Source organism: Pseudomonas sp. GW822-FHT03F04 (genome assembly GCF_058801405.1).
This window is the reverse complement of record NZ_JBXANF010000005.1, coordinates 244578-270535: the sequence shown is the minus strand read 5'-3', so window position 1 is coordinate 270535 and position 25958 is coordinate 244578. Positions and strand designations below refer to the sequence as shown.

The window sequence follows — 25958 nt, the reverse complement described above, 5'->3', positions numbered from 1 at the left end:
CGACGGCTGTCATGACCGGCAATCCTTTTATCTGTATATCCATACAGATAAAAGTTGCCCCTTCGCCCGAGTCAGGCCATTCTGTGCGCCTCTTCGGGCAATGATCGACGACGGTGGTTATGCGGCTGTACCTCTGTGAAAAACCTTCCCAGGCCAAGGATATTGCGGCCGTGCTGGGCGCCAGGCGCCGAGGCGACGGCTGCTGGCTGGGAACGGACGTCACGGTGACCTGGTGCATCGGCCACTTGCTGGAAACCGCCCCGCCGGATGCCTACGACGCACGCTACAAGCGCTGGGTGCTGGCGGACCTGCCGATCATCCCGGACAAGTGGAAAATGACCGTCAAGCCGCGCACTGCCAGCCAATACAAGGCAGTCAAACGCCTGCTCGGCGAGGCCAGCGAACTGATCATCGCCACCGACGCCGACCGCGAAGGCGAGATGATCGCCCGGGAACTGGTGGAACATTGCCGCTATCGCGGGCCGATCCGCCGCTTGTGGCTGTCGGCGCTGGACGAAGCATCGATCCGCAAGGCTTTGGCGGCTCTGAAGCCGGGCGCAGAAACCTTCAGCCTCTATCACTCGGCATTGGGGCGTTCACGAGCAGACTGGCTGATCGGGATGAACATGAGTCGCCTGTTCACCCTGCTTGGCCGGCAATCCGGCTATCAAGGCGTGTTGCCGGTGGGCCGGGTGCAGACGCCGACCCTGCGGCTGGTGGTGGATCGCGACCGCAGCATCGCTGACTTCGTGCCGGTGGCGTACTGGGCCATCGATGTGCAACTGCTGCACAACGGCACGGCGTTCACGGCGCAATGGCGTGCGCCGAACGATGCCTGTGACGATCAGGATCGCTGCCTCAATCAGGCTCTCGCCCAGCAAGCGGCCGCCGCAATCAGCAGCGCCGCCAGCGCCCGGGTGGTCAAGCTGCGCACCGAGCGCATGCGCGAAGTGGCGCCTCTGCCCTTCGATCTCGGCACCTTGCAGGAAGTCTGCTCGAAGAAGCTCGGCCTCGGCGCCCAGGAAACCCTCGACATCGCCCAGGCCCTCTACGAAACCTACAAAGTCATCACCTACCCGCGCAGCGATTGCGGCTACCTGCCCGTGAGCCAGCACAGCGAGGCGCCGGGGATTCTCGCAGCGCTGCGCCAAGCCGACCCGAGCCTCGACGCCTTGCGCGAACATCTGGAGCCACAGCGCCGCTCCCGCGCCTGGAACGACGCCAAGGTCAGTGCCCACCACGGCATCATCCCCACCGCCGCCGCTAAGAATCTGGAGCGTCTGACCGGCAAGCACCGCGCGGTCTACACGCTGATTCGTGCGCGGTATCTGGCGCAGTTCCTGCCCAATCATGAATACGACCGCACCCAGGCCGACTTCGATTGCGCCGGTGAAGCCTTGCGTGCCGTCGGCAAGCAGATCATCGAGCCGGGCTGGAAACGCGCGTTGCCGGAAGCACTGGCCCCGGCAAAGGGCCGTGAAGCCCCTGCGCCACAGACCCTGCCGACGCTGACCCAGGGCGCCGAGTGCGCTATCGCTGACGTGAAGCTCAAAGACTTGTGGACGCAGCCACCCAAGCCCTACACCGAAGGCGATCTGATCAAGGCGATGAAAAACGTCGCCAAACTGGTAGAAGACCCGCTGCTCAAGCAAAAACTCAAGGACACCACCGGCATCGGCACCGAAGCCACCCGCGCTTCGATCATTCAAGGCCTGCTGGATCGTGGTTATCTGGTGAAAAACGGCAAGGCCCTCGCCGCCACGCCCGCCGCGTTCAGCCTGATCGACGCGGTGCCGCGAGCGATTGCCGACCCCGGCACCACGGCGATCTGGGAACAGGCGCTGGACATGGTGCAAAGCGGCGAGATGAGTCTGGAAGAGTTCGTCACCAAACAGGCCGCGTGGATGAGCAAGCAAGTGACCCGTTGTGCCGGCCTGAGCCTGACCATCAGCGGCCCGCCCCCTGCCGGCAAAGCCGCTGCACCGTGGAAGAACAAGCGCAAGACCACTCGGCGCAAAACCACCGGCACCAGCAAACGTACGACGAAACCGGCAGCCAAATAGCCCGCTGCGCGCTACTGTTTCTGCAGTGATTGTCAGGAGCCAGCGACATGTCTGTCATCGAACTGCGCGTCGCCCGGCGCGACGAACTGGACACCCTCGAAAACCTGATGCAGTTCTACACCTACGACTTCAGCGAATGGCTGCCGCTGAAGCTGGGCGGGCATGGTTTCTTCCCGATCCAGTTGAAGGACGATTACTGGCGCCAACCGGCAACCCGGCCATTCCTGATTCACGTCGACGGTGAACTGGCGGGGTTCGTGACCGTCGATGACCACCTTCTCATCGAAGGCGCCGATTACAACATCGGCTATTTCTTCGTCAGCCGGCGCTGGCGTGGCCAAGGCGTCGCGCAGTTTGTCGCCTCTGCCCTCTTGAGCCATCTGCCTGGTCAATGGCAGATTTTCCATGTCGACGCCAACCTGCCTGCGCAGCGGTTCTGGGCCAGGGTGATCCCCGAGGTGAGCGGCGGCGACTTCACTCGCCAGCAGAAAACCGTAGACGGTTATCCCTGCACGTTCTACTGCCTGCGCAGCCCTTCCCACGCTGCCTGAACAGCCCTTTTCTCATTCCAGAATGACTTTGTCCGACAATATGTAGTGACCAAAAATAATCACTACAAAACCGTTGACGGCGTCGTTTTGCTTTTGCATGATGCAGACGTCTCCCCGATCGGGAGCACTGGCAACACGCTTGAGCAAGCTCGTCTGACCGCCGAGCTGTTTTTTCCGGATACACGCTGCCCACAAGGCAGATTGAAGAAGCTGACCTGGCCTGAACGTCCAGTACAAGGACGAGAAGCGCTGGCGAAAATTCTCAAGACGCTTGTGGTCGACCCTGAAAACGTCGTCAAGGAGCCTCCCGGTTTTCGCTGCTTCTCCTCGTTGTGACGCTATTGCGTAGCAGTTATTCAACACGACTACATGCAACAGATGCATGACCCCGTACTTCACACGGGCGACCGCTGACGTCCTGGTTTCGGTGCCAGGGATCAACTAACCGATGGGCTACCTGTATTAGCGAATCAACTTTGAAAGATCACCAGACTGGTCAAGGGGCAAAATCATGAATCTGAACAATCAACCAACTATCGAAGAACTGGCTCGTATGTTCGCTGCGCAAAAAGACAGCCACGACAGCCATATTCTGTGGATCAGCAAGTCGGGGCAGGTGCATATCGACTGCCTGTCGCCCCATGCTGGTGAAGACGAGTTCGACCGGAACAACCAGAATCTGCTGGCCCGCCTGAAGATGTACCGCCGCGGCCACGGCTATGTCGGCAAGAAAGCCGCGGCCGACAAAGACTTCATCGGTAATGTTCTGCAAACGCTGAAACAGGCGTGGGACTCGATGCAGAACAACAACGAAGTTCGGGTGATTGATCGGTTCTACTGAGTTCTAACTTCAATAAACAAAAGGGCCTGCTTCCGATAAGGAGCAGGCCCTTTTTTATTGATCACCCGCAATGTTCATGAACGGTTTTCCAACACCATCTCCATGAACGCCACCGCCGCTGCACTGTGATAATTGTTCTTGCGCCGCAACAACGCCGCCCCTCGTTGCGGTGCCTCACTTTCGACCCGCAACCGGCGCAACGCCCGATCCTCGGTCGCAATGGCCTCCGGCAACATGGTCGCAATCGGCGCATGCCGGATTACTTCCAGCAATGTACTTACCGAGTTCACCTCGATCTGCACCTTGGGCGTGATGCCGTGCTGACGGAAATACTCGTCAATCGACAGCCGCGTGATGAAGTCCGGCGCCAACAGAGCGAAATCCAGTTGCGCAATATCATCCGGCGTCAGCACTGCAGCACTGTCATACAACGGATGTTCACGCCCGACCATCACGCCCAGCGTCTCGACAAACGCCGGAATGCATTCAATGTCCGTGTTGCGCACCGGTGTGAAAGCAATCGCGATATCCAGCGAGTCATCCGCCAGCCCGGCCTCGATGTCATCCATCGACAACTCGAAAATCTCCAGGTGAATCCCCGGATACCGCGCCACGTAATCGCGCACCAACGGCCCCACCAGATACGCCATGAAGGTCGGGGTCATGGCCAGGCGCAGCGAGCCTCGGGACAGATCCTTCACGTCATGCAACGCGCGCTTGCCCGCCTCCAGTTCCACCAGCACCCGCCGCGCGCACTCGATATAGGCCTGACCAGCGTCAGTGGGCTTTACGGAACGTGAGGTGCGATCAAACAGATCCACGCCGAGGCTTTCCTCCAACTGGCGGATCTGCTGCGACAGGGTCGGCTGCGACACGTGCAGCGCCTCGGCCGCCCGGGTGAAACCGCCGTGATCGGCCACGGCCAGCAGGTAACGCAAATGTCGCAGCAGCATGGGGCTCTCCATCTATAGGCAGTGCTTATGCCTTGCATTGTATATCGGTCTTGGACGCTATGGATCAATCGGCAGAAGATGAACCCCACACAGCAAGCCAACCCCGAAAGGAGAAACACCATGCAATCTCAAGCCTACAACGACAGCCGCATCGCCCTGACCACTCGCGCCCTGGATGCCAAGGCACAGAAAAACCTGTCGTGGCAGGACCTGGCCGACGGCACCGGCCTGAGCCTGGCCTACGTCACCGCCGCCCTCCTCGGCCAACACCCGCTGCCAAAAGCCGCCGCGGAAGTCGTTGGCGACAAGCTTGAGCTGAGCGCCGAAGACGTCGCCGCCCTGCAAATCATCCCGCTGCGCGGCAGCCTCGATGGTGTGCCGACCGACCCGACCATCTACCGCTTCCACGAAATGATCCAGATCTACGGCACCACCCTGAAGGCACTGGTTCACGAACAGTTCGGCGACGGCATCATCAGCGCAATCAACTTCAAGCTCGACATCAAGAAAGTCGAAGACCCTGAAGGCGGTTCCCGCGCCGTGGTCACCCTCGACGGCAAGTTCCTCCCGCTGCGTCCGTTCTGATCCATCCCGAGCCCGCACCCCGCGTGCGGGCCACCCAAACCTGAATTGCCAAGTCGTCACCACATCCGTCTGGAGGCTGCCCCATGCAAAAAATTCTGTTGTCCCTGGCCCTGCTCGCCGGCCTTTGCGCTCAAGCCCAGGCCAGTGAAGAAGCTGTCGCCTACCGCTACGGCATGCAACTGGACATCGCGCAGGTCGTGAGCATCACCCCGGTCGCCGACGTCTGCGGCGTGGTACCGGTCGAAATGACTTACCTCGACAGCAATGGCGCAAAACACATTCTTCAATACAGCGAGTTCGGCACTGGCTGCTCCAACTGAGAGGACACACCATGAAAAACCTGATCGAAGGATTCCTGAAGTTCCAGAGCGAAGCCTTTCCGCAACGCACTGAACTGTTCAAATACCTGGCGACTACCCAGACCCCGGGCACCTTGTTCATCACTTGCTCCGACAGCCGTGTAATTCCGGAACTGCTGACCCAACAGGAACCCGGCGAACTGTTCGTGATCCGCAACGCCGGCAATATCGTGCCGTCCTACAGCCCGCACCCGGGTGGGGTTTCGGCGACGGTGGAATACGCGGTGGCCGTGCTTGGCGTGACCGACATCGTGATCTGCGGCCACTCCGATTGCGGCGCCATGACCGCCATCGCCCAGTGCAAATGCATGGATCATCTGCCCGCCGTCAGCGGCTGGCTGCAACATGCCGAGTCGGCGAAAGTGGTCAACGAATCGCGGCCACACGCCAATGACGCCGCCAAGCTGAGTTCGATGGTGCGCGAGAACGTGATCGCCCAACTGGCGAACATCCAGACCCACCCGAGCGTGCGTCTGGCCCAGGAGAAAGGCCTGCTGAACCTGCACGGCTGGGTGTACGACATCGAGACCGGCTCCATCGACGCCTTGAGCGCCGACCGCCGCACCTTCGTCTCGCTGGCCGAGCAACCGTCGACGTGCGCGGTGTATGGCCAAACGGTCGATGCCGCCTGAACCGAACGCCCCGCACCTGCCGGGGCGTTTGCTTTGTATCAGCGTGTAGCCAGCGCCCTGCCGGACACAGTTCCATGCACCCGCACCGGGAGGCGGACACATCAGCGATACAGCGGGCACCTTGAATAGCCCTGACGCTGCATCCCTCCTCCCGACACAAGGAACATTCGATGAACAAGCTGTTTGCAGGACTGGCCCTCGCCGCCGCCATGGCCGGCGCCACCTCGGCGATGGCCGCCGATAAACCCACCGTGGTGCTGGTGCACGGAGCGTTTGCCGATTCCAGCAGTTGGAACGGTGTGGTGAAGATTCTGGAAAAGGATGGTTATCCGGTGATCGCGGCGGCCAACCCGCTGCGTACGCTCAAGGGCGATGCGCAATCAGTCGCCGACGTGCTGGCCGGAATCAAGTCGCCTGTGGTGCTGGTCGGCCACTCCTATGGCGGGCCGGTGATCAGTGAAGCCGCGTACGGCAACGCCAACGTCAAGGCGCTGGTGTATGTCGCGGCACTGGCGCCCGAAGCGGGTGAAACCGTGGCCGGACTGGCCGGAAAATTCCCCGGAAGCACCCTCGGCCCGACCCTCGCGCCGCCCGTTACCCTGAAGGATGGCGGCAAGGATCTGTACATCCAGCAGGACAAGTTCCATGACCAGTTCGCCGCCGATGTTCCAAACGCCGACGCAAAACTGATGGCCGCCACCCAGCGCCCGGTCACCGAGGCCGCGCTGAACGAGGCGGCCAGCGAGCCGGCATGGAAAACGATTCCGTCGTGGTTCGTGTACGGCGACAAGGACAAGAACATTCCGCCACAAGCCATGGCGTTCATGGCCGAACGGGCGCACGCCCAAAAGACCGTGGTGGTCAAAGGCGCGTCCCATGTGGTGATGGTGTCGAATCCGAAAACCGTGGCCAGCCTGATCGAATCCGCCACCACCGCCAAGTGACACGAAAACGCCGCGCCTGTCATTGCGACAGGCGCGGCGTTTTGGTTTTAGCGTTTTACGCCCAGATCGACCTGGGTCATGCGGCTGCGCACGGTGAACACACCGTCTCCGGAAAGAATCGCGCTGCGAGCGAACAACCGTCCGCTCTCCCAGTTCGAAAGCCCCAGTTCCGGCTTGTTCAGCGCGTACTGGCCGTCGACCCAACGGGTAATCCCGTTGCCCACGAACGGCGCGTTGACCGCGCTGTAGAAACGCTCCTGAACGGCAGCGTCTTCACTGATCAGCGACACGGTGAACTGCGGGCTGTAGCGGTTGAACAGCGCAATGGCCTGATCCAGATCGTCGACAATCATCAGGCTGGTTTCCGGGGTTTCTTCCCATTCCCACTCGCGGCCCAGTTGCGATTCCGGCAATGGCTCGGCCTGCGCTTCGGTCTTGTAACCCTCGGCGCGATAGACCTCGACCGTCGCGTTCTGCCAGTCGCTCGGCAGGTAGCTTTCGCTGCCTTCGACGATGTGCAATTTGCAGCCCTGACCGCGCGCGGTGCCGGCCTGCTGCAACGCGTCGAGAAACAACGGCACCAGTTCAGCGGCACGCTCGCGCTGGATCAGGCAGACGTTGAGGGTGTTGCAGACCTTGCGATCCAGCGAGTTGCGCACCACAGCGGCGAAGCGTTTGGCGTCGGCATCGCGATCGGCGATCAGCCACGCGCCACCGGTGCCGTGCAGGCTGACGGCGGTGCCGGCCTGCTGGGCGATGCTGCCCAACTGGCTGACCGCACGGCCCGAACCACGGGCCACCGCCAGCGACAGACGCCGGTCGGCGAACATCGCCCAACCGGCGGCGTGGTTGACGCTCTCGACCAGCGACACCGCACCCGCCGGCAGACCGGCATCGGCGAGCGCCGGGTTCAAGGCGTGGGTGACGATGGCTTGTGCGGTGCCCAATGCATCGCTGCCAATGCGCAGCACGGCGGTGTTGCCGGTGCGCAGTACGCCAGCGGCGTCGGCGAAGACGTTCGGCCGGCCTTCGAACACAAACGCGACGATGCCCAGCGGCGACACCACTTGCTCGACCTTCCAGCCGTCGTGTTCGACGCTGCTGATAACCTTGCCGCGCGTGGCCGGCGCATCACGCCAGGCGCGCAGGCCGGCGATCATGTCGCGGCGCATGCGCTCGTCGGCGAGCAAACGGGTGGTCGAACGACCGCGTGCCTTGGCCCGTTCGATGTCAGCGAGGTTGGCGGTTTCGATCAGCGCCCAGGCGTCCGGGTTTTCCAGGCGTTGGGCAAACAGATCGAAGAAACGGCTGATGGCTTCATCCGACACAGCAGACAACGCAGTAAACGCCGCCGCTGCACGCTCGATCGCCACCGAAGCCGCCTGCTGATCCACCACCGGAATCAGCAACAACTCGCCACTCACCTGCTCCACCAACAGGTGGTCGCCGGGTCGGAAACGCTCGGCCAGTTCGGGGCTGACCACAGTGACGCGGTTACCGGCGAAAGGGATGGGCGTGCCAGCGACGAGACGTTCGAGCGCGAGAGACATGGAGCGGATTCACCATATTGAGGGCGGCCGGAAAATGTATAGCTTGCCCACCCTCAAAGCAACACAGGCTCAGAACACCGACCAGCCGATCCGCGAACTGAGCATTTCCAGCGCCGCCATGCCCGCCAGCGAGTTGCCCGCTGCGTTGAGTTCCGGCGACCACACGCACACCGTGAATTGCCCCGGCACTACGGCAACGATGCCACCGCCGACACCGCTCTTGCCCGGCAAACCGACGCGGTAGGCGAAGTTGCCGGCCTCGTCGTACAGGCCGCTGGTGGCCATGATCGAGTTGACTTGCTGGGTCTGGCGACGGGTGAGGATCTGTTCGCCGCTGTGCTTGCAATAGCCGTCGTTGGCAAGGAAGCAGAACGCCCGGGCCAGGTCGATGCAGCTCATGCGCAATGCGCAGTGGCTGAAGTAGCTGCGCAGCACCGCTTCGACGTCGTTGTGGAAGTTGCCGAAGGATTGCATCAGGTAGGCCATCGCCGCGTTGCGTGCGCGGTGCTGGTATTCAGACTCGGCCACTTTGCCGTCGACCATCACCTGCGGATTGCCCGACAACCGTCGCACGAAATCGCGCATCGACAAGGCCGGTGCAGCAAAACGTGACTGGTTGATGTCGCAGATCACCAGCGCCCCGGCGTTGATGAACGGATTGCGCGGACGGCCGCGTTCGAATTCCAGCTGCACCAGCGAGTTGAACGGCTGGCCGGACGGCTCGTGGCCCAGTCGCTCCCAGATCGCCTCGCCGGAGTGTTCGATGGCCTGCACCAGGCTGAACACCTTGGAAATACTCTGTACCGAGAACAGTGTCTCGGCATCGCCGGCGCAATACATCTCGCCGTCGTTGCCGTACACCGCGATGCCCAGTTGATCGGGCGGCACGGTGCCGAGGGCGGGAATGTAGTCAGCCACCTTGCCCTGCCCGATCAGGGGCCGGACAGCGTCAAGGATCTCGTTCAACAGCGCTTGCATGCCGGGTCTCGAAGTCTCGCCCCATGGGATTGCGGGGACACCGTGGCTAGACGCTGCGCCCGCCAGCCGAATCACACCGCGTTTGTGTATCGCACTGTATACGACGCGGCGACGGACACACCACGAGCACAAATCCCCCCGTTCGCGACACATCACCGATACAGCCCGACGTTCAAATGAACCTGTCGATCGGCAGCCCCGATCAAGCCTTTGAACTCACATTTCGTATCGGAGATTCACCATGACCAAACTCTCGAAAACCTCCCTGACGCTCGGCCTGCTGCTTGCCGGTGGCCTGGCCCTGTCCAACGCCGCTTCGGCTTCCGAGGCGTTCAGCGTCAAGCAACTGGATCACGGCTACAGCCAGACCCAGGCCCAGGCCGACACCCCGGAAAAAACCTCGGAAGGCAAATGCGGCGAAGGCAAGTGCGGTGCCGGCGAATAACCCTCTTCACGGGGCACGCCGGTGTCCCGTTTTCCCTTGATTGAACGGAGCCATCCCATGACCACTGCTCTCTCGACGGCCGTCAAAGGCCTGCACCTGAACCTCGACCGCGCAGGCCAATGGCTGGCGCCGCTGACCCTGCGCCTGTTCATCGCCTGGGAGTTTTTCGAATCGGGCCTGGAGAAATTCAACGGCCAGAACTGGTTCGAAGACATTCAGGACCGTTTCCCGTTTCCCTTCGATCACCTGCCAGCGACGCTGAACTGGGAGCTGTCGATGTGGGCCGAGCTGATCTGCGCGCTGGCGATCCTGATCGGACTCGGCACGCGGATCTCGGCCATTTCGCTGATCGTGGTGACGGTCGTCGCCACCGCCGCCGTGCACTGGCCGGCAGACTGGTCGTCGTTGAGCGAACTGGCGCAGGGCTACGCGATCACCAACAAGGGCTTCGGCAACTTCAAGCTGCCGGCGATTTACCTGGCTGCGCTGGTGCCGCTGGTGTTTGCCGGGGCCGGCAAATTGAGTGTGGATGCGTGGCTGGCGCGTTTTTTCTGGAAACGCGCCAGCCGCTGAGAATCAATGCGCCCGGTCAAGGCCCGCCAGCAACGCGCTGTCACGGCTGTAGATGTCCGGCGCGTAGAGCACGCGGCCCTTCCCGTCGACCTGTGCCGTCCAGTAAGTCATCAGGATCGGCACCGGGTTGCTCAGGCGGAATTCATGGGTAGCGCCGGTGGCGAGCAAGGTGTCGGTGCGAGCCCTTTCCGCCGGGCTGAGCAGGAAGTCGCGCAGTTTCATCGGATGCTCGACCCGCACACAACCGGAACTGAACGCCCGTGGGCCCTTGTCGAACAGCGCCTTGCTCGGCGTGTCGTGCAGGTACACCGAGAACGGGTTCGGGAAGCGGATGACCATTTGCCCCAGCGGATTGCGCGGCCCGGCGTCCTGGCGCAGAAGGATGTTTCCGGGGTTGTCCCAGTCGATGTCGGCGGCGGCCAGCGGCTGGCCATTGGCGTCGAGCACTTGCAGGTTCTGACGGCTGAGGAAGGTCTGATCCTTGCGGATTGCCGGCAGTTTGTCTTCTTTCCAGATGGTCGGCGGCACGGTCCAGGTCGGGTTCAGCGTCAGGCGCGTAACCCGGGATTTGAGCAGCGGCGTCTGGCGCTCGGCGCGACCGACCTGGGTGCGGGTCTGCCACACCGGCTCGCCGTCCTGATACAGGGTCAGTTCCGCAGCGGCGACGTTGACCAGTAAACCATCGGGCTCCATGTCCTGGGCCAGCCAGCGGAACCGTTCAAGGTTGACCCGCAGCTGCTCGCGGCGCGTCAGCGGGCTGATGTTCATCTCGGCAATCGTTCCCGGCCCGACCACACCGTCGGCCTGCAACGAATGGTTGGCCTGGAAGCTTTTCACCGCTTCCACCAAAACACCGTGATAAGCGTTGTCCGGCGTGCCGACCACACTGCTCAGATAACCTTCGCTGTACAGCCGCTTGGCCAGTTCCGGTACGCGTTTGTCTTCCATGTCCGGACGCAGCAGCGGCCCGTTGCCCACCGATTGCCAGTGCGGCAAGGCTTGCAGGCGTTGTGCGGCATAGAGGTGACGCAGGTTCTGATATTGCGCCAGGTTCGGCCGCGCCAGATCGAAGGCCGCCGCCATGTCATGCATGCCCGGCACGGCGATGGCGAGCAGTTCGGCCTGACGGTCACGCGGCGTTTCGTCGGCGTGCCACAGCGGTTCGAAGTGCGATTGCAGCAGACGACCGTAATGCAGGTCCTGCAAGGCTTGCAGGTAGTTGCGACTGATGTCGATGTCGGCGCACAGATCGCCGTCCTGCGGAACTGTTTCTGCGACCGGATAGCGTTTCGGATTGAGGCCATCGTCGGCCAGCAGCTGCAATTGCGCGTGCAATTGCGGCAATTGCCCGGCCGCCGCCCACACCGGCAGCCAGTCCTGCTGCTGATAGAACGCCTGCAACTGTTCAAGCGCCGGGCCGCCGAGACGGGCGGCAATCGCCGGGCAGAACTGAGGCAGGCTGATCAACGCGGCCTGCAGCGGGCTTTGCGGCTCGACAGGCATTTCTGCCGGCAGTGTCGGGAGTGCCGGCAGAGGCTCATCGGCACAAACGACAAACGGCGCAGCGAGCAAACAAATGCTCAAGTAGCATGCGTACTTTTTGAACAACTGCTTTACTCCAATCCATGGCCGTCTTGATTGACGGTCAACCTTACATCAGGTGCGGTGATACAGTCAGGTCCGATTCGCGGGCCTGCCGGGGACGACTGGACGTCAGGAGCCAAAGTGCCAAACATGTAACCAGTGAGGACTCACTTTAAATGTTGACGTTTTTGCGCCGACTTCTGCTGACTGCCACTGCCATCGGGCTGGTGACCAGTCAGGTTTTTGCCGCCGGCACCTCGCAGCCGGTTCTCTACAACAGCCTCGCCCACGCCGCTCCGGAACTCAATCCCCAGGCGCTGAAAGGTGCCTTGAACGCCATGCAATGCGCAATCAACAACGGCGCGAAGCAGTCCCGTCACCTGGCGATCATCGATTATTCGCAACCGTCCACCGAGCGACGCCTGTGGATCTTCGACCTGACCAAGAAAAAACTGATCCTGCGCGACCTGGTCGCCCACGGATCGATGTCCGGTGATAACTTCGCCACCCGGTTCTCCAACCGCGAAGGCAGTTTCCAGTCCAGCCTTGGACTGTTCCGCACCCAGGAAAGTTACGAAGGCACCCACGGTTATTCGCTGCGCATGGACGGTCTGGAACCGGGCGTCAACGACATGGCCCGTGACCGCGCCATTGTGATCCACGCCGCCGACTACGTGAACCTGTTCTGGAGCAAACGTACAGGTCGGCTGGGCCGCAGCCAGGGTTGCCCGGCCGTACGCCCGCAGGTTGCCAGACGCGTGATCGACAGCCTGAAGGACGGCCAGTACATGTTTTCCTGGTACCCGGATCAGCACTGGCTGAAGTCCTCGCCGTATCTCAACTGCCAGCCGCAACAGATCGCCAGCATTCTCAGCACCCACGGTAGCTGAAAATATTCGTTGTAAAAAACATCCCCTGTTCTCACAGGGGATTTGTGTTTTCAGGGTTTCATTACAGCTTTGTCATTGAGTTGTCGGTTTGCCGAGCGGATCGCTCGGTAGCCTGAAGTTGTTCCGGCACCACTGCCGATCCACTTCACCGACACGAGTGACTCATCATGAAAACCCTGATCCTTGCCTTCACCGCCCTCCTCGCCACTGGCACCGTGTTCGCCGCCGAAATGCCGGACAACACGGTCATTCACGACACCAACGGCTTCTATGTGCACCTGGATGTCGACAAAGTCCTCTCCAGCACCGATATTTCCCAAGCCTGCGGCGTCATTCCCGCACGACTCAACTACCTCGACCACCAGGGCCGCGAACATGTGCTGGACTATCAAGTGCAAGGCAGCGGTTGCACCAACTGACCAGTGAGGCGCAGTGCCCATGAATATCCTTGTCGTCGAAGACGAACCCAAGGCTGGCAATTACCTGCTCAACGGCTTGCAGGAACTGGGTTACAACGTAAGCCTGGCCCGGGACGGCGCCGACGGTCTGCACCTGGCGCTGGAACACGACTTCGACGTGATCGTGCTGGACGTGATGATGCCCAAAATGGATGGCTGGGAAGTTCTGCGCCGGCTGCGCAAGGAAGCCGACACGCCGGTGCTGTTCCTCACCGCCCGGGATGACATCGCCGACCGGGTCAAGGGCTTGGAACTGGGCGCCGACGACTACCTGATCAAACCGTTTTCCTTCGCCGAACTGGTGGCGCGCCTGCGCACGTTGACCCGGCGCGGGCCGATCCATGAAGAAGAGCAATTGCAGGTGGCCGACTTGCAGATCGACGTGCTCAAACGCCGGGTCACCCGCGCCGGCAGCCGGATCACCCTGACCAACAAGGAATTCGCCTTGCTGCAACTGTTCGCCACCCACACCGGCCAGGTGCTGTCGCGTTCGCTGATTGCCTCGCGGGTGTGGGACATGAACTTCGACAGCGACACCAATGTGGTCGATGTCGCCGTGCGCCGCCTGCGGGCGAAGATCGACGACCCGTTCCCGCTCAAGCTGATCCACAGCGTGCGCGGCATCGGCTACCGCTTCGATACCCAGCCATGAAAGTCACCGGCACTTACTCCCTGACATTGCGCCTGGCGCTGGTGTTCGCGGTGCTCGCCTTTGCTGCGCTGGCAGGCCTGGGCGCGGCGCTTTACAACCAGCTGGAAGAACAACTGACCCGCCGCGACGACATCCAGTTGGTCAGCCGCATCGATCAGTTGCGCACCATCCTCAACGACAGCAACACCCTGGAGTTGATCAAGAACAAACCGGCGCTGTTTCAGAACATGCTGGGCAACCGCGAAGCGCTGTTGACCATCGGTGCGCCGGGGCAACCGCCCTTGTTCGTGGTCAACCCCAGCGACCTGGCACTGCCGAGTGTGCCCGCCGTGCCGGTCGACCATGTAATGGCCCTCAACGACGTGCAGCATTTGCCGAGCATCAACGGCGTGCCGTTCTCGGCGGTGGCGGCCAGTATCGACTCCGGCGACCAGGGCAATCTGCAAGTGCTGATCGGCAAGGTGATGAGCGAACGCACGGCGATGCTCGCCAACTACCGACTCAGCGTGTACGGCCTGGCGTCATTGGCGGCGATTGTCCTGGCGCTGGTGGGCTGCCTGCTGGTGTATCGCGGCCTGCTGCCGTTGCGGCGGATTGCCCGGCATGCCCACGGGATCGGCATCGCCAACCTCGGCGAACGCCTCGACCGCCACGGCACGCCTCGGGAATTGCAGCCAATGATCGAAGCCTTCAATGCGATGCTGGACCGGCTCGACCGAGGTGTTGCGCAACTGAGCCAGGTCTCCACCGACATGGCCCACGAACTGCGCACGCCGATCAACAACCTGCTCGGCGAAACCCAGGTCGCCCTGCAACAGCACCGAAGCGTCGACGCCTATCAACAGCTGCTCGCCTCCAACGTCGAAGAACTCGAACGGCTGGCGCGGATGCTCGACAACATGCTGTTTCTCGCCCGCACCGACCCGGCCAGTGCCCTGAGCCAGCGTCAGGAGCTGGACGCCTGCGATGAGATGCAGCGCATCGCCGATTACTTCGAAGGATTGGCGGCGGATGTCGGCATCAGCATCGAGGCCCGAGGCAGTGGCGTGATCTGGGCCGAACCGATGCTGCTGCGTCGGGCCCTGGCCAATCTGTGCGCAAACGCGATCAAGTACGGCGCAGCGGATTCGACGATGCAGGTCGAGGCCATTGCCGAAGCGGACGGCAGCTATCTGCGGGTGTGCAATCAGGGCGCGACGATTCCTGCCGAACACCTGTCGCGGCTGTTCGAACGCTTCTATCGCGCCGATCCGTCCCGCGAGCGTTCGGCCCAATCCAACGGTCTGGGTCTGTCGATCGTGGCGACCATCATGCAATTGCATCAGGGCCGCTACAGCGTCAGCAGTGCTGATGGTGTCACCTGCTTTGAGCTGTTTTTTCCAGCCCGGGAGACGCGAGACGCAGGTGTGTGAGGGCTCCGAGCGCAAGCGCCGCGACCATCAACGCTGTGGCAACGCCGAAGGTCATGTGCAATCCGGCGGCGATGACTGCGGCCGGCGCCTGAGTCGGATCGTCCGTGGCCAGGGCAAACACCGCGCCCATCGCCGCCGCCCCGGTGATCAAGCCCAGATTGCGCGCCAGCCCGAGCATGGCCGAGACCACCCCGCGCTGATCCTGAGCGACGCCGGACATCAACCCGGTGTTGTTGGCAGCCTGGAACAGCGCATAACTCAAGGCCACCAGCGTTATCGGCAGCACATACGCAAACACTCCGAAACTCATCGGCAACAACGCCAACAGTCCGCAACCGCAGGCCAATCCCAGTAATGCGCCCGGCACCATCCGCCGCGCACCGAAACGATCCACCAGACGCCCCGCCGGTACACCGCTGAACGCCGCCAACAGTGGCCCGATCGACAACACCAAGCCGACCTGAGTGCTGGAAAGGCTCAGTCCTCGGCTCAAGTAAAACGGCCCGACCACCAGCGTGGTCATCATGACCGTCGTCACCAGTAACGTCAGCGCCAGACTGCTGCTGATTCGTGTGTCGGTGAACAATGACAGGTGAATCAGCGGCGCCTTGCTCTTCATCTCGACAAGGACGAACAACCCCACGCCCAACAGACTGATCAGCAACAACGTCTGGGTGAATCCCTCAACCGTCATCGCCAGTGCATAGGTCGCCAGCGTCACCATCAGCACCGCGGTGCCGGGATAATCAAACGCAACTGGCTTGCGGGCGATTCGATCCTTGGGCAGATAGCGATACACCAGCCATGCGTTGAGCAAGCCCAACGGCACATTGATCACAAATATCGACTGCCAGCCGACATGCGCCATCAACAGCCCACCGAGCGACGGCCCGAGGGTGGTGCCGGTGGCCGACATCGTGGCCAGCAACCCCATCGCACTGCCGGCCCGGGATTTAGGCACCGCATCGGCCACCAGCGCCACCGTCAAAGCGAACATGATCGCTGCACCCAGGCCTTGCACCGCCCGCGCACCGATCAGCCAGCCAAGGCTCGGCGCCAGAGCGCAAGCCAGCGAAGCGGCGGTAAAGATACCGATGCCGATCAACAGCAAGCGCCGCCGACCGAAGCCGTCACCCAGCCGCCCGACACTGACAATCAACGTGGTGACCGCCAGCAGATAGGCCAGCACGATCCACTGCACTTGTTGAAACGTCGCATCGAACGCCGCCGCCAACGTGGGCAATCCGGCGTTGGCAATGCTGGTGTCCAGCGATGGCATCAGCATCGACAGCGCCAGACTGGTCAACGCCCAGCGGGCTGAAGGGCTCAGGGGTTCTCGGTGCATGGGGGGCTCACAGGGCAAAGGTCATGGGACATAGCCTGAGCCTCGACAATACAAGGCGCAAGACGCATGCTTTGCACTTGATACCTGCATGGAACGCCATGTCATGAATGCACCGGACCTGAACCTGTTGATCACCCTCGACGTGCTGCTGAGCGAAGGCAGCGTGGCCCGCGCCGCCGAGCGGCTGCGCCTGAGCCCGTCAGCCATGAGCCGGGCGTTGGCCCGTCTGCGGGAAACCACCGGGGATCCGCTGCTGGTACGCGCCGGTCGCGGACTGGTGCCAACCCCGCGTGCGCTGGAGCTGCGCGACCGGGTCAGTTATCTGGTGCAGGAAGCCGAAGCGGTTCTGCGCCCTGCAGAGGTGCTCGATCCTGGCCAGTTGCGGCGCACCTTCACCCTGCGCAACACCGACGGGTTTGTCGAAACCTTTGCCGCCGCCCTGCTCGCCCGCATCGCCGAAGAGGCGCCCGGCGTACGTCTGCGCTTTGTGCAAAAAGCCGACAAGGACAGCACGCTGTTGCGCGAAGGCCGGGTGGATCTGGAAACCGGTGTGGTCGACGACAGCACCGACCCGACGCTGCACAGTCGCATCCTGTTCCGGGATCAGTGGATCGGTGTGGTGCGTGAGGGGCATCCGTTGAGCAGCGGCAAGGTCAGCGCCAAACGCTTCGCTGCAGGCCAGCACATTCTGGTGTCACGCCGCGGGCGCAGCAGCGGCCCGGTGGACGAGGCATTGCTCGCCTTCGGCCTGACGCGGGATATCGTCACCTCGTTCGGCGGGTTTTCGGCAGCACTGACGCTGGTCCGTGAATCAGACCTGATCGCCACTGTCCCGGAACGTCACACCAGCAAACTGCGGACGGGCCTGCACAGCTTCGCCCTGCCGCTGCGCATGCCGGACATCAGCGTGTCCATGCTCTGGCATCCACGCATGGACGCCGATCCGGCGCATCGCTGGTTGCGCAATTGTGTGCGAGAGGTTTGCGCCTAGCGCGCCTCCCCGTCCTTGGGTTTGTAAAACAGGAATTTCCCGGTCTCGGCGGTCTTGGTGTACTTCTTCGCCCAACTCGGGTCGACGTTGTGGTCATGAAAGTACAGCGCGCCATGGGTGCGATCCGTGAGCTGGCGGTTCAGCGCCTTGCCGGCGATCTCCTTGGCCAGCGCGTATTCGGCGTCTTCCTTGACCTGATCGGACTTGCCATCGCACCACCAGGAAAACTGGCAACTCTTGGTTTCCGAGCCCTGCTTGACCACCTCGCACACGGTGCCCGGAAAACCGTCGTGGCCGAGACGATTCATCACCACGTTGGCCACGGCTTCCATTTCCGCCGTGTCCTTGCCCTTGGCTTCCCAATAGATACTGCGCGCCAGACATGTGATCGGGTCGTCGAGCGGCGCGGTGCCGGCCGGGTCGACGGCTTGCACCTCTTTCGGGGTGATGGCTTCGGACTTCGGCGCCGGGGGCGCGTCGGGTTTGTCGGCAGCCTTCTCTTCCAGTACCTCGGCTTTCGCTTCGGCCTTTTCCTTGATGGGCGCCTGATCGGTGGCCATTGCCGCGCCGCTCAGCAGGGTCAACACAAGACAACAGATCAGCCCGTGCAATTTCATGATCGATTCTTCCGGCAGCGCCCCTTGCGGGCAAAGTGTTACGTGGCTGAGACGCCCGGATTCCGGGGCCCTCGCAGAGGGTAGACGGTAGAGTCGGCGGCATCGTTCCGCAGAAAAAACCGCTCGGTGAAGAAAAAGACATTGCGCGAACCCGGGGCCTTTCGCGCATCATGGGCGCACTCAGCCCAAGGGAGATTTCCATGCGCTTCATGCCATCCGTTATGCGACTCGCCGTGTTGTCCACGGGACTGGCGCTGGCCACCTCGGCCATGGCTACCGACGAGTCGCAACTGGTCGAGTCGATCAACAGCTACCGCAGCCAGCCGCAGCGTTGCGGCACGCAGGCGTCCAGTGAGTTGCCGCCGCTGTCGGCCGACCCGCGCCTGATTCTGCCGGCCAGCGGCGTCGTCGATCTGCAGCAGGCGATGGCCAGTGCCAGCTACCCGATGGTCAATGTGCAGGCGATCACCCTCAACGGCCCTCGCGATGCGGCGTCGGCGATGAAGGCGATTCAGGAGAGCTTCTGCCAGGTGGTGCTGGATCCACAGTTCGTCGATATCGGCGTCAGCCGCGCCGACCGTGACTGGCGCATCACGCTGGCCCGACCGCTGCTGTCGGCGCGCCTGGGCGATGGGCAAGCCGAAGGCCAGAAGTTGCTGACACAACTCAACGCCGCCCGCAGCCAGCCACGCCAGTGCGGCGGCCAGGCCTTCTCGGCCGCCGCGCCGCTGGCGTGGAACGCCGTGCTCGGCGGTGTGGCGCAGGATCACAGCCGTCAGATGGCCAACAACAATTATTTCGACCACAAGGACCGCGACGGCCGTACCCCCGGCGACCGCGCCGAACTGGCCGGGTACAGCGGTCAGCAGGTCGGCGAAAACATCGCCGCCGGGCAGGATACCGTGCAGAAAGTCGTTGCCGGCTGGCTCGCCAGCCCCGGTCATTGCGCCAACCTGATGAACCCGCAATACCGTGAGCTGGGCGCGGCCTATGCCGTCGATCCGAAGAGCAGCGCCGGCATTTACTGGACGGCGATGTTTGGCGGGGATTAAACCTCAGGGCACCCTCTCCATCTGGGGAGGAAGGAAAATGCAGGCAATAAAAAACCGGAGCCAGGCTCCGGTTTTTTTTGGTCAGTGGGTTCTCATCCCCGCCGCATACATCGCCAGTTTCAGCAGACTCGCCACCACCGCCAGCGAGACCACGCTGCCGGACCAGATCAGCAGCAACCAGCCCAGTCGTTTGTACCAGCGGCTTTTCACTTCACGCATTTCAATGGTAGCCATCGCCAATCCTCACTTTGCCGCGGAAGACGTAGTAGTTCCAGAAGGTGTACATCAGGATCACCGGCAGGATGAACAGTGCGCCGATCAGGGCGAACAACTGGCTGGTGGCCGGTGATGCCGCCGCCCACAGGCTGACCGAGGGCGGGATGATGTTCGGCCAGATGCTCAGCGCCAGCCCGATGTAACCGAGGAACATCAGCACCAGGGTGAACACGAATGGCCAGTGGGTGTGCCGCTGACGCAGCGAACGCAACAGCCCGAACAGCGACAATGCCGCCAGCACCACCAGCCCGGCGAACACGGTCAGGTGCGCATGGTTGAACCAGCGAGTGGCCAGTTCCGGGTGCAGTTGCAGCGTCCACGCGCCGATCACCACCACCATCGCCAGCAACAGCCAAGCGAGCGGACGGCTGTAGTGACGCATCCGAGACTCCAACATGCCTTCGGTCTTGACCAGCAGCCAGGTGCTGCCGAGCAAGGCGTAAGCGACCACCAGACCGACGCCGCAGACCAGCGGGAACGGTGCCAGCCAGTCGAGACCGCCACCGGCAAACTGCCGATCCACCACCGGAATCCCGGCCACATACGCGCCGATCACCACGCCCTGGGAGAACGTCGCCAGCAGCGAACCGCCGATGAACGCCCAGTCCCACAGATAGCGTTTTTCCGCTGGCGCCTTGAAGCGAAACTCGAACGCCACACCGCGGAAAATCAAACCCGCCAGCATGAAGATCAGCGGCAGATACAGCGCCTCCAGAATCACCCCGTAAGCCAGCGGAAACGCGCCGTACAGCGCCGCACCGCCGAGCACCAGCCAGGTTTCGTTGCCGTCCCAAACGGGTGCGACGGTGTTCATCATCACGTCGCGTTCCTGCTCGTCGCTGATCAACGGGAACAGGATCCCGAGGCCCAGATCGAAGCCGTCCATGATCACGTACATCATCACCCCGAAGGCAATGATCACGCCCCAGATCAACGAGAGATCGATACCTTGAATACCCATGACTCAACGCTCCTTTATCAGTGGATCCGGGTCGCGGATTCGAGGTTGTCGGTGACCGCCGAGAGAGGCCGGCGCGGGGTCTGTATCTGGGTGCCTTCAGGCGGGTGTTCGTGGTGCGGCTGCGGGCCTTTGCTCACGAGCTTCATCATGTAGCCGATGCCCACGGTGAACACCGAGCAGTAGATGACAACGAACAGCGCCAGCGAGGTACTCATCTGCGCCACCGAGTGATGGGACGCAGCGTCATGGGTACGCATCAGGCCGTACACCACCCACGGCTGACGCCCGACTTCAGTGGTGATCCAACCCGCCAGCAGCGCGATCAGACCGCTCGGCCCCATCAGCAGCACCAGCCGCTGGAAGCCGCGATGACGGTAGACCTTGCCATTGCGCCGCAACGCCAGGCCCAGCACACCGACGAGGATCATCAACATGCCCAGCCCGGCCATGACACGAAAGCTCCAGAAGATCACGGTCGAGTTCGGCCGGTCTTCTTTCGGGAAGCTCTTGAGCGCCGGTATCTGCTTGTCGAGGCTGTGGGTGAGGATCAGGCTGCCGAGGTACGGAATCTCGATGGCGTATTTGGTCTTCTCCGCCTGCATGTCCGGGATGCCGAACAGCACCAGCGGGGTCGGCCCGTTGTCGGCATTTTCCCAGTGGCCTTCGATGGCAGCGATTTTCGCCGGTTGGTGTTCCAGGGTGTTCAAACCATGGGCGTCACCGACCACCGCTTGAATCGGCGCCACGATCAGCGCCATCCACAGCGCCATGGAAAACATCTTGCGCACCGGTTTGGTGTCGTTGCCACGTAGCAAATGCCAGGCTGCCGAAGCGCCGACAAAGAACGCCGTGGCCACGAACGCGGCAATCGCCATGTGCGCCAGACGGAACGGGAACGACGGGTTGAACACGATGGCCAGCCAGTCCAGCGGCATCACCCGACCGTCGACGATTTCGAAGCCTTGCGGAGTCTGCATCCAGCTGTTGGACGCGAGAATCCAGAAGGTCGAGATCAGCGTGCCGATGGCGACCATCACCGTGGCAAAGAAGTGCAAGCCACGGCCCACGCGGTTCCAGCCGAACAGCATCACCCCGAGGAACCCGGCCTCGAGGAAGAACGCGGTCAGCACTTCATAGGTCAGCAACGGCCCCGTGACGCTGCCGGCGAAGTCGGAAAACCCGCTCCAGTTGGTGCCGAACTGGTACGCCATGACCAGACCCGAGACCACGCCCATGCCGAAGTTGACGGCGAAGATCTTCGACCAGAAGTGGTAGAGATCGCGGTAAGTGTCGTTACCGGTTTTCAGCCACAGGCCTTCGAGCACCGCCAGGAAACTCGCCAGGCCAATGGTGATCGCCGGGAAGATGATGTGGAACGAAACCGTGAACGCGAATTGAATTCGCGCCAGGTCCAGTGCCTCCAGGTTGAACATGATGATGTCCTCATCAAGGCTGAAAAGCGGCAGCACACGGCCGGGCCACCGCCAGGCGTGAACGCCTGCAGCCAGTCAAATTGCAAAAGGGTTGGATCGCGTGAGTCGGTCAGGCCACCGACGACGGGATCAGGTTGCTCGCCTCGGCCGCTTCGAGGCGGATCGCCACGAACTTGGAGGTCGGCGTATAGGTGCGATCACCGTAGCTTTCCAGCGGCACCAGCGGATTGGTTTCCGGGTAGTACGCAGCGGCTTGCCCCGCTGGAATGTCGTAGGCGATCAGGGTGAAACCGCTGACCCGACGCTCGCGCTCGTCGCCCCACAGCGCCACCAGATCGACCTTCTGCCCCGGTTCGAAACCGAGCCGGCGGATATCCTGCTCGTTGGCGAACACCACGTCGCGCATGCCGTAAACCCCGCGATAACGGTCGTCGAGGCCGTACAGCGTGGTGTTGTACTGATCGTGGGAACGCATGGTTTGCAGGATCAGATGCGGTTTAACCGGCAGGTTACGCACACCTTCGCTGATCAGATGCTCCGGCAGCACGCACGGGGTGAACTGGGCTTTACCGGATTCGGTGTTCCAGACACGGTCGGAGGCGTCGTTGCCGAGGTGGAACCCACCCGGGATCAGCAGCTTCTCGTTGAAATTCTCGAAGCCCGGAATCACGTCGGCGATCAGGTTGCGGATGCGCCCGTAATCGCCCACCGCCCATTCCCAGTCGATCGGGTGTTTGCCCAGGGTCGCGGCGGCGATCCCGGCAATGATCGCCGGCTCGGATTTCAGATGCGCCGACTTCGGCTTCAACTGACCGAACGACAAGTGCACCATGCTGAAGGTGTCTTCCACGGTCACGCCTTGCGGACCTTCGGCCTGCACGTCGATGTCGGTACGACCGAGGCATGGTAGGATCAGCGCGTCACGCCCTGTCACCAAATGGCTGCGGTTGAGCTTGGTCGAGATGTGCACGGTCAGGTCGAGTTTGCGCATCGCTTCGTGGGTGCGCGGGGTGTCCGGCGTGGCTTGGGCGAAGTTGCCGCCCAGACCGATAAACACCTTGGCTTCGCCACGTTCCATGGCACCAATCGCCATGACCGTGTTGTGGCCGTGCATGCGCGGCACCTTGAAGTTGAAGCGCTTTTCCAGGGCATCCATCAGCTCTTTCGGCGCCAGTTCGTTGATGCCCATCGTGCGGTCTCCCTGCACGTTGCTGTGGCCACGCACCGGCGACAGCCCGGCACCCGGACGGCCAACGTTGCCGCGCAGCAGTTGCAGGTTGATGACTTCCTGCAGGGTCGGCACCGAGTGCACGTGTTGGGTCAGGCCCATGGCCCAGCACATGATCACGCTCTTGGCGCGGGCATACATGCGCGCGGCCAGTTCGATGTCATGCAGCGGCACGCCGGACTGTTCGACGATGTGCTCCCAGCTCGTGGCATCGACTTCGGCCAGATAGCTGTCCAAGCCCGACGTGTGCTCGGCAATGAACGCGTGATCGAACACCGGTTCGCCGCCCGTGGCTTGGGCCTCACGCTCCCATTGCAGCAGGAACTTGACCATGCCGCGGATCATCGCCATGTCGCCACCCAAGGCTGGACGGAAGTACGCGGTGTTGGTCGCTTCCCAGCCGTTGCTGAGCATCTCGATCGGGTTTTGCGGGTTCTGGAAACGCTCCAGCCCACGCTCCTTGAGCGGGTTGATGCACACCACCTGCGCGCCACGCTTCACCGCTTCACGCAACGGTTCGAGCATGCGCGGGTGGTTGGTGCCGGGGTTCTGGCCGATGACGAAAATCGCGTCGGCGTGGTGCAGGTCTTCATAGACCACGGTGCCTTTGCCGACGCCCAGGGTCTCGCCCATGCTCACCGCACTGGCTTCGTGGCACATGTTCGAGCAGTCCGGGAAGTTGTTGGTGCCGTAGGCGCGGACGAACAACTGATAGAGAAACGCCGCTTCGTTGCTGGCACGCCCCGAGGTGTAGAACTCGGCCTCGTGGGGCGATTTCAGGCCTTTGAGGTGCTTGGCGATCAGCGCAAACGCCTCGTCCCAGGTGGTCTCGACATAGCGATCGACCCGGGCGTCGTAACGCATCGGATGGGTGATCCGGCCCTGGTATTCGAGCCAGTAATCGCTTTGCTCGGCCAGCGTCGACACCGTGTACTTGTTGAAGAATGCCGGATCGACCAAGCGGCCGGTGGCTTCCCAGTTCACCGCTTTGGCGCCGTTCTCGCAGAACTTCAGCATGCTCGCGCCGGGTGCTTCACCCCAGGCGCAACCGGGGCAGTCGAAGCCGCCGTTCTGGTTGGTCTTGAGCATGGCGCGGATGTTTTTCAGGGCATTTTCACTGCCCAGCCAGTTCTTGGTGAGGCTGATCACAGCGCCCCAACCCGCAGCGGCGCCCTTGTAGGGTTTGTAACGGTCGACTTGTGACATGGGACTTCTCCATGACGATGCACACAGGCAAAAACCTGATCGGATTTAAACAGCGACGACTGACTTTCAAGTTCAAAAGCGGTCGTTTCGTTTGACGGGGCCAAGGATATGAACCGCTGCAAAAACTTGTCTAATCGCTATTAATGACTGCGTTATCGAAATCATCTATCACGGCGTTAAACCCTTTAAATACGGGCACTTGCAAAACTAAGAAGCGCAAAAACCGGAATAATTATTTCATCATCGACAGCATCAATCGGCCGGTCATTAAGAGTGATTGGACGCAGTTCGAAGTTGCTCATAACCTGCGCCGACCCAATCCCTTCAATAGCGGATTTCACCCAAGCGAGGCTGTCATGTCAGAGCGCGTCTTGATCGATGGTTACAACCGCCGCGTCGACTACCTGCGCATGTCGGTCACCGACCGCTGCGACTTTCGCTGCGTGTATTGCATGGCAGAAGACATGCAGTTCCTGCCGCGCCAACGGGTGCTGACGCTGGAGGAGATCTATCAACTGGCGCAGAGCTTCGTTGCGCTGGGCACCCGCAAGATCCGCCTGACCGGCGGTGAGCCGCTGATTCGTCCCGGCGTCGTCGGGTTGTGCAAGCAAATTGCTGCCCTGCCCGGCCTGCGCGAGTTGTGCCTGACCACCAACGGCTCGCAGCTCGGCAAACTCGCCAGCCCGCTGTTCGACGCCGGGGTCAAGCGCCTCAACGTCAGCCTCGACAGCCTTGACCCTGTGCTTTTCAAACAAATGACCCGCACCGGCGACCTGGCACAAGTGATCAACGGCATCGATGCCGCCCGCGAGGCCGGATTTACCCGCACTAAACTCAACTGCGTGGTGATGCAGGGCCGCAATGATCACGAGATCAACGACCTGGTGCAGTTCGCCATCGAGCGGGATCTGGACATTTCCTTTATCGAGGAAATGCCGCTGGGCATCATCAGCGAACACAGTCGCGCCGAGTCGTTCTTTTCCAGCACCCAGGTGCGCGAAAAGATCGCCGAACGCTACACCCTGATCGATTCCGCCGAGTCGACCCAGGGCCCGTCGCGCTACTGGCGGCTGGCAGAAGCGCCGCACATTCGGCTGGGGTTCATTTCGCCCCACAGCCACAACTTCTGCGGCACCTGCAACCGGGTGCGGCTAACCGTCGAGGGGCGTTTGCTACTGTGTCTGGGGAACGAGCATTCGGTGGATTTGAAAGCGGTGCTGCGCGCCCATCCGGGTCAACCGGAGCGGTTGGAGAAAGCGATCATCGAAGCGATGAAGCTCAAGCCTTACCGGCACAACTTTGAAGTGAACGACGACGTGCAAGTGGTGCGTTTCATGAACATGACCGGCGGCTGAACCGCCACGTTTTCAAGGCAAAAA

27 protein-coding genes are annotated in these 25958 nt (G+C 62.0%); 17 read left to right on the top strand and 10 right to left on the bottom strand.

Annotation, left to right across the window (positions count from 1 at the left end; translation table 11 throughout):
- The first annotated feature begins 119 nt into the window (after nt 1–119).
- The 4 genes from AC1RMX_RS13725 to AC1RMX_RS13710 all read left to right on the top strand — a co-directional run bounded on the left by AC1RMX_RS13725 (nt 120) and on the right by AC1RMX_RS13710 (nt 3455).
- Nucleotides 120–2063 carry a DNA topoisomerase III gene (locus AC1RMX_RS13725; protein ID WP_096820176.1) on the top strand — a complete coding sequence of 648 codons (1944 nt, stop codon included), beginning with the start codon at nt 120–122 and terminating at the stop codon, nt 2061–2063.
- 47 nt (nt 2064–2110) lie between these two features.
- Nucleotides 2111–2614 (top strand): GNAT family N-acetyltransferase, encoded by a 504-nt coding sequence (locus AC1RMX_RS13720; protein WP_096820177.1) that lies wholly within the window; start codon nt 2111–2113, stop codon nt 2612–2614.
- A gap of 45 nt (nt 2615–2659) precedes the next feature.
- Nucleotides 2660–2950, top strand: a complete 291-nt coding sequence (locus tag AC1RMX_RS13715) for a hypothetical protein (RefSeq protein ID WP_176504837.1) — start codon at nt 2660–2662, stop codon at nt 2948–2950.
- A 175-nt stretch (nt 2951–3125) separates the two neighbouring features.
- The gene (locus AC1RMX_RS13710; RefSeq protein ID WP_096820179.1) at nt 3126–3455 is read left to right on the top strand and encodes a hypothetical protein; all 330 of its coding nucleotides are present in this window, start codon (nt 3126–3128) and stop codon (nt 3453–3455) included.
- A gap of 74 nt (nt 3456–3529) precedes the next feature.
- Here the strand turns inward: AC1RMX_RS13710 and cynR are convergent, their stop codons facing one another.
- Nucleotides 3530–4408, bottom strand: a complete 879-nt coding sequence (gene cynR, locus AC1RMX_RS13705; RefSeq protein ID WP_493072269.1) for a transcriptional regulator CynR — start codon at nt 4406–4408, stop codon at nt 3530–3532.
- Between the two features lie 120 nt (nt 4409–4528).
- Between cynR and cynS the strand changes: the two genes are divergently transcribed.
- From cynS to AC1RMX_RS13685, 4 genes are all read left to right on the top strand, one after another.
- Nucleotides 4529–4993, top strand: a complete 465-nt coding sequence (cynS, locus tag AC1RMX_RS13700) for a cyanase (protein ID WP_011334741.1) — start codon at nt 4529–4531, stop codon at nt 4991–4993.
- Between the two features lie 83 nt (nt 4994–5076).
- Complete coding sequence (locus AC1RMX_RS13695) at nt 5077–5313, top strand: DUF2790 domain-containing protein (RefSeq protein WP_273538972.1); 237 nt, start codon at nt 5077–5079, stop codon at nt 5311–5313.
- 11 nt (nt 5314–5324) lie between these two features.
- Complete coding sequence (locus tag AC1RMX_RS13690) at nt 5325–5984, top strand: carbonic anhydrase (RefSeq protein WP_096820182.1); 660 nt, start codon at nt 5325–5327, stop codon at nt 5982–5984.
- A 170-nt stretch (nt 5985–6154) separates the two neighbouring features.
- Complete coding sequence (locus tag AC1RMX_RS13685) at nt 6155–6928, top strand: alpha/beta fold hydrolase (protein WP_493072267.1); 774 nt, start codon at nt 6155–6157, stop codon at nt 6926–6928.
- A gap of 47 nt (nt 6929–6975) precedes the next feature.
- Here AC1RMX_RS13685 and AC1RMX_RS13680 read toward each other — a convergent pair whose 3' ends face one another.
- Nucleotides 6976–8478 (bottom strand): aldehyde dehydrogenase family protein, encoded by a 1503-nt coding sequence (locus AC1RMX_RS13680; RefSeq protein ID WP_493072265.1) that lies wholly within the window; start codon nt 8476–8478, stop codon nt 6976–6978.
- A 69-nt stretch (nt 8479–8547) separates the two neighbouring features.
- Nucleotides 8548–9456 (bottom strand): glutaminase B, encoded by a 909-nt coding sequence (gene glsB / locus AC1RMX_RS13675; RefSeq protein WP_096820185.1) that lies wholly within the window; start codon nt 9454–9456, stop codon nt 8548–8550.
- A gap of 241 nt (nt 9457–9697) precedes the next feature.
- On the opposite strand from glsB, the gene AC1RMX_RS13670 reads away from it, so the two are divergent.
- Both AC1RMX_RS13670 and AC1RMX_RS13665 read left to right on the top strand, forming a co-directional pair.
- The gene (locus AC1RMX_RS13670) at nt 9698–9901 is read left to right on the top strand and encodes an HvfA family oxazolone/thioamide-modified RiPP metallophore (protein WP_085711459.1); all 204 of its coding nucleotides are present in this window, start codon (nt 9698–9700) and stop codon (nt 9899–9901) included.
- A gap of 57 nt (nt 9902–9958) precedes the next feature.
- A complete protein-coding gene (locus AC1RMX_RS13665) occupies nt 9959–10474 on the top strand; it encodes an HvfX family Cu-binding RiPP maturation protein (protein WP_096820187.1) in 516 nt (171 codons plus the stop codon).
- Nucleotides 10475–10477: 3 nt separating this feature from the next.
- On the opposite strand, the gene AC1RMX_RS13660 is transcribed toward AC1RMX_RS13665, so the two are convergent.
- Complete coding sequence (locus AC1RMX_RS13660; protein WP_096820188.1) at nt 10478–12082, bottom strand: L,D-transpeptidase family protein; 1605 nt, start codon at nt 12080–12082, stop codon at nt 10478–10480.
- Nucleotides 12083–12234: 152 nt separating this feature from the next.
- On the opposite strand from AC1RMX_RS13660, the gene AC1RMX_RS13655 reads away from it, so the two are divergent.
- The 4 genes from AC1RMX_RS13655 (at nt 12235) to AC1RMX_RS13640 (ending at nt 15470) form a co-directional block, all read left to right on the top strand.
- The gene (locus AC1RMX_RS13655; protein ID WP_096820189.1) at nt 12235–12948 is read left to right on the top strand and encodes a murein L,D-transpeptidase catalytic domain family protein; all 714 of its coding nucleotides are present in this window, start codon (nt 12235–12237) and stop codon (nt 12946–12948) included.
- 167 nt (nt 12949–13115) lie between these two features.
- Nucleotides 13116–13367 carry a DUF2790 domain-containing protein gene (locus AC1RMX_RS13650; RefSeq protein WP_085711463.1) on the top strand — a complete coding sequence of 84 codons (252 nt, stop codon included), beginning with the start codon at nt 13116–13118 and terminating at the stop codon, nt 13365–13367.
- 19 nt (nt 13368–13386) lie between these two features.
- Nucleotides 13387–14058, top strand: a complete 672-nt coding sequence (locus tag AC1RMX_RS13645) for a heavy metal response regulator transcription factor (RefSeq protein WP_085732003.1) — start codon at nt 13387–13389, stop codon at nt 14056–14058.
- Nucleotides 14055–15470: a heavy metal sensor histidine kinase gene (locus AC1RMX_RS13640; RefSeq protein WP_096820190.1), complete on the top strand. Its 1416-nt coding sequence runs from the start codon at nt 14055–14057 to the stop codon at nt 15468–15470. Before AC1RMX_RS13645 ends, AC1RMX_RS13640 begins: the two co-directional genes overlap by 4 nt.
- On the opposite strand, the gene AC1RMX_RS13635 is transcribed toward AC1RMX_RS13640, so the two are convergent.
- Nucleotides 15415–16815: an MFS transporter gene (locus tag AC1RMX_RS13635; RefSeq protein WP_493072262.1), complete on the bottom strand. Its 1401-nt coding sequence runs from the start codon at nt 16813–16815 to the stop codon at nt 15415–15417. The two genes, AC1RMX_RS13640 and AC1RMX_RS13635, sit on opposite strands and share 56 nt — an antisense overlap.
- 103 nt (nt 16816–16918) lie before the next feature.
- On the opposite strand from AC1RMX_RS13635, the gene AC1RMX_RS13630 reads away from it, so the two are divergent.
- The gene (locus tag AC1RMX_RS13630; RefSeq protein WP_096820192.1) at nt 16919–17806 is read left to right on the top strand and encodes a LysR family transcriptional regulator; all 888 of its coding nucleotides are present in this window, start codon (nt 16919–16921) and stop codon (nt 17804–17806) included.
- On the opposite strand, the gene AC1RMX_RS13625 is transcribed toward AC1RMX_RS13630, so the two are convergent.
- Entirely contained in the window at nt 17803–18423 is a 621-nt protein-coding gene (locus AC1RMX_RS13625) for a cell wall hydrolase (protein WP_096820193.1), read from the bottom strand. The genes AC1RMX_RS13630 and AC1RMX_RS13625 overlap by 4 nt on opposite strands.
- A gap of 200 nt (nt 18424–18623) precedes the next feature.
- On the opposite strand from AC1RMX_RS13625, the gene AC1RMX_RS13620 reads away from it, so the two are divergent.
- Nucleotides 18624–19475 carry a CAP domain-containing protein gene (locus AC1RMX_RS13620; RefSeq protein ID WP_096820194.1) on the top strand — a complete coding sequence of 284 codons (852 nt, stop codon included), beginning with the start codon at nt 18624–18626 and terminating at the stop codon, nt 19473–19475.
- Between the two features lie 81 nt (nt 19476–19556).
- Here the strand turns inward: AC1RMX_RS13620 and AC1RMX_RS13615 are convergent, their stop codons facing one another.
- The 4 genes from AC1RMX_RS13615 to AC1RMX_RS13600 form a co-directional block, all read right to left on the bottom strand.
- Nucleotides 19557–19709: a DUF2474 domain-containing protein gene (locus AC1RMX_RS13615; protein ID WP_074688757.1), complete on the bottom strand. Its 153-nt coding sequence runs from the start codon at nt 19707–19709 to the stop codon at nt 19557–19559.
- On the bottom strand, nt 19696–20712 hold the full coding sequence (gene cydB / locus AC1RMX_RS13610; RefSeq protein WP_096820195.1) for a cytochrome d ubiquinol oxidase subunit II: 1017 nt from the start codon (nt 20710–20712) through the stop codon (nt 19696–19698). Before cydB ends, AC1RMX_RS13615 begins: the two co-directional genes overlap by 14 nt.
- A gap of 17 nt (nt 20713–20729) precedes the next feature.
- On the bottom strand, nt 20730–22145 hold the full coding sequence (locus AC1RMX_RS13605) for a cytochrome ubiquinol oxidase subunit I (protein WP_096820234.1): 1416 nt from the start codon (nt 22143–22145) through the stop codon (nt 20730–20732).
- A gap of 109 nt (nt 22146–22254) precedes the next feature.
- Nucleotides 22255–24579 carry an FdhF/YdeP family oxidoreductase gene (locus tag AC1RMX_RS13600; protein ID WP_096820196.1) on the bottom strand — a complete coding sequence of 775 codons (2325 nt, stop codon included), beginning with the start codon at nt 24577–24579 and terminating at the stop codon, nt 22255–22257.
- A gap of 356 nt (nt 24580–24935) precedes the next feature.
- Here AC1RMX_RS13600 and moaA point away from each other — a divergent pair, with 356 nt between their 5' ends.
- Nucleotides 24936–25934, top strand: coding sequence for a GTP 3',8-cyclase MoaA (gene moaA / locus AC1RMX_RS13595; protein ID WP_096820197.1), 999 nt, complete (start codon nt 24936–24938; stop codon nt 25932–25934).
- Nucleotides 25935–25958 lie beyond the last annotated feature (24 nt).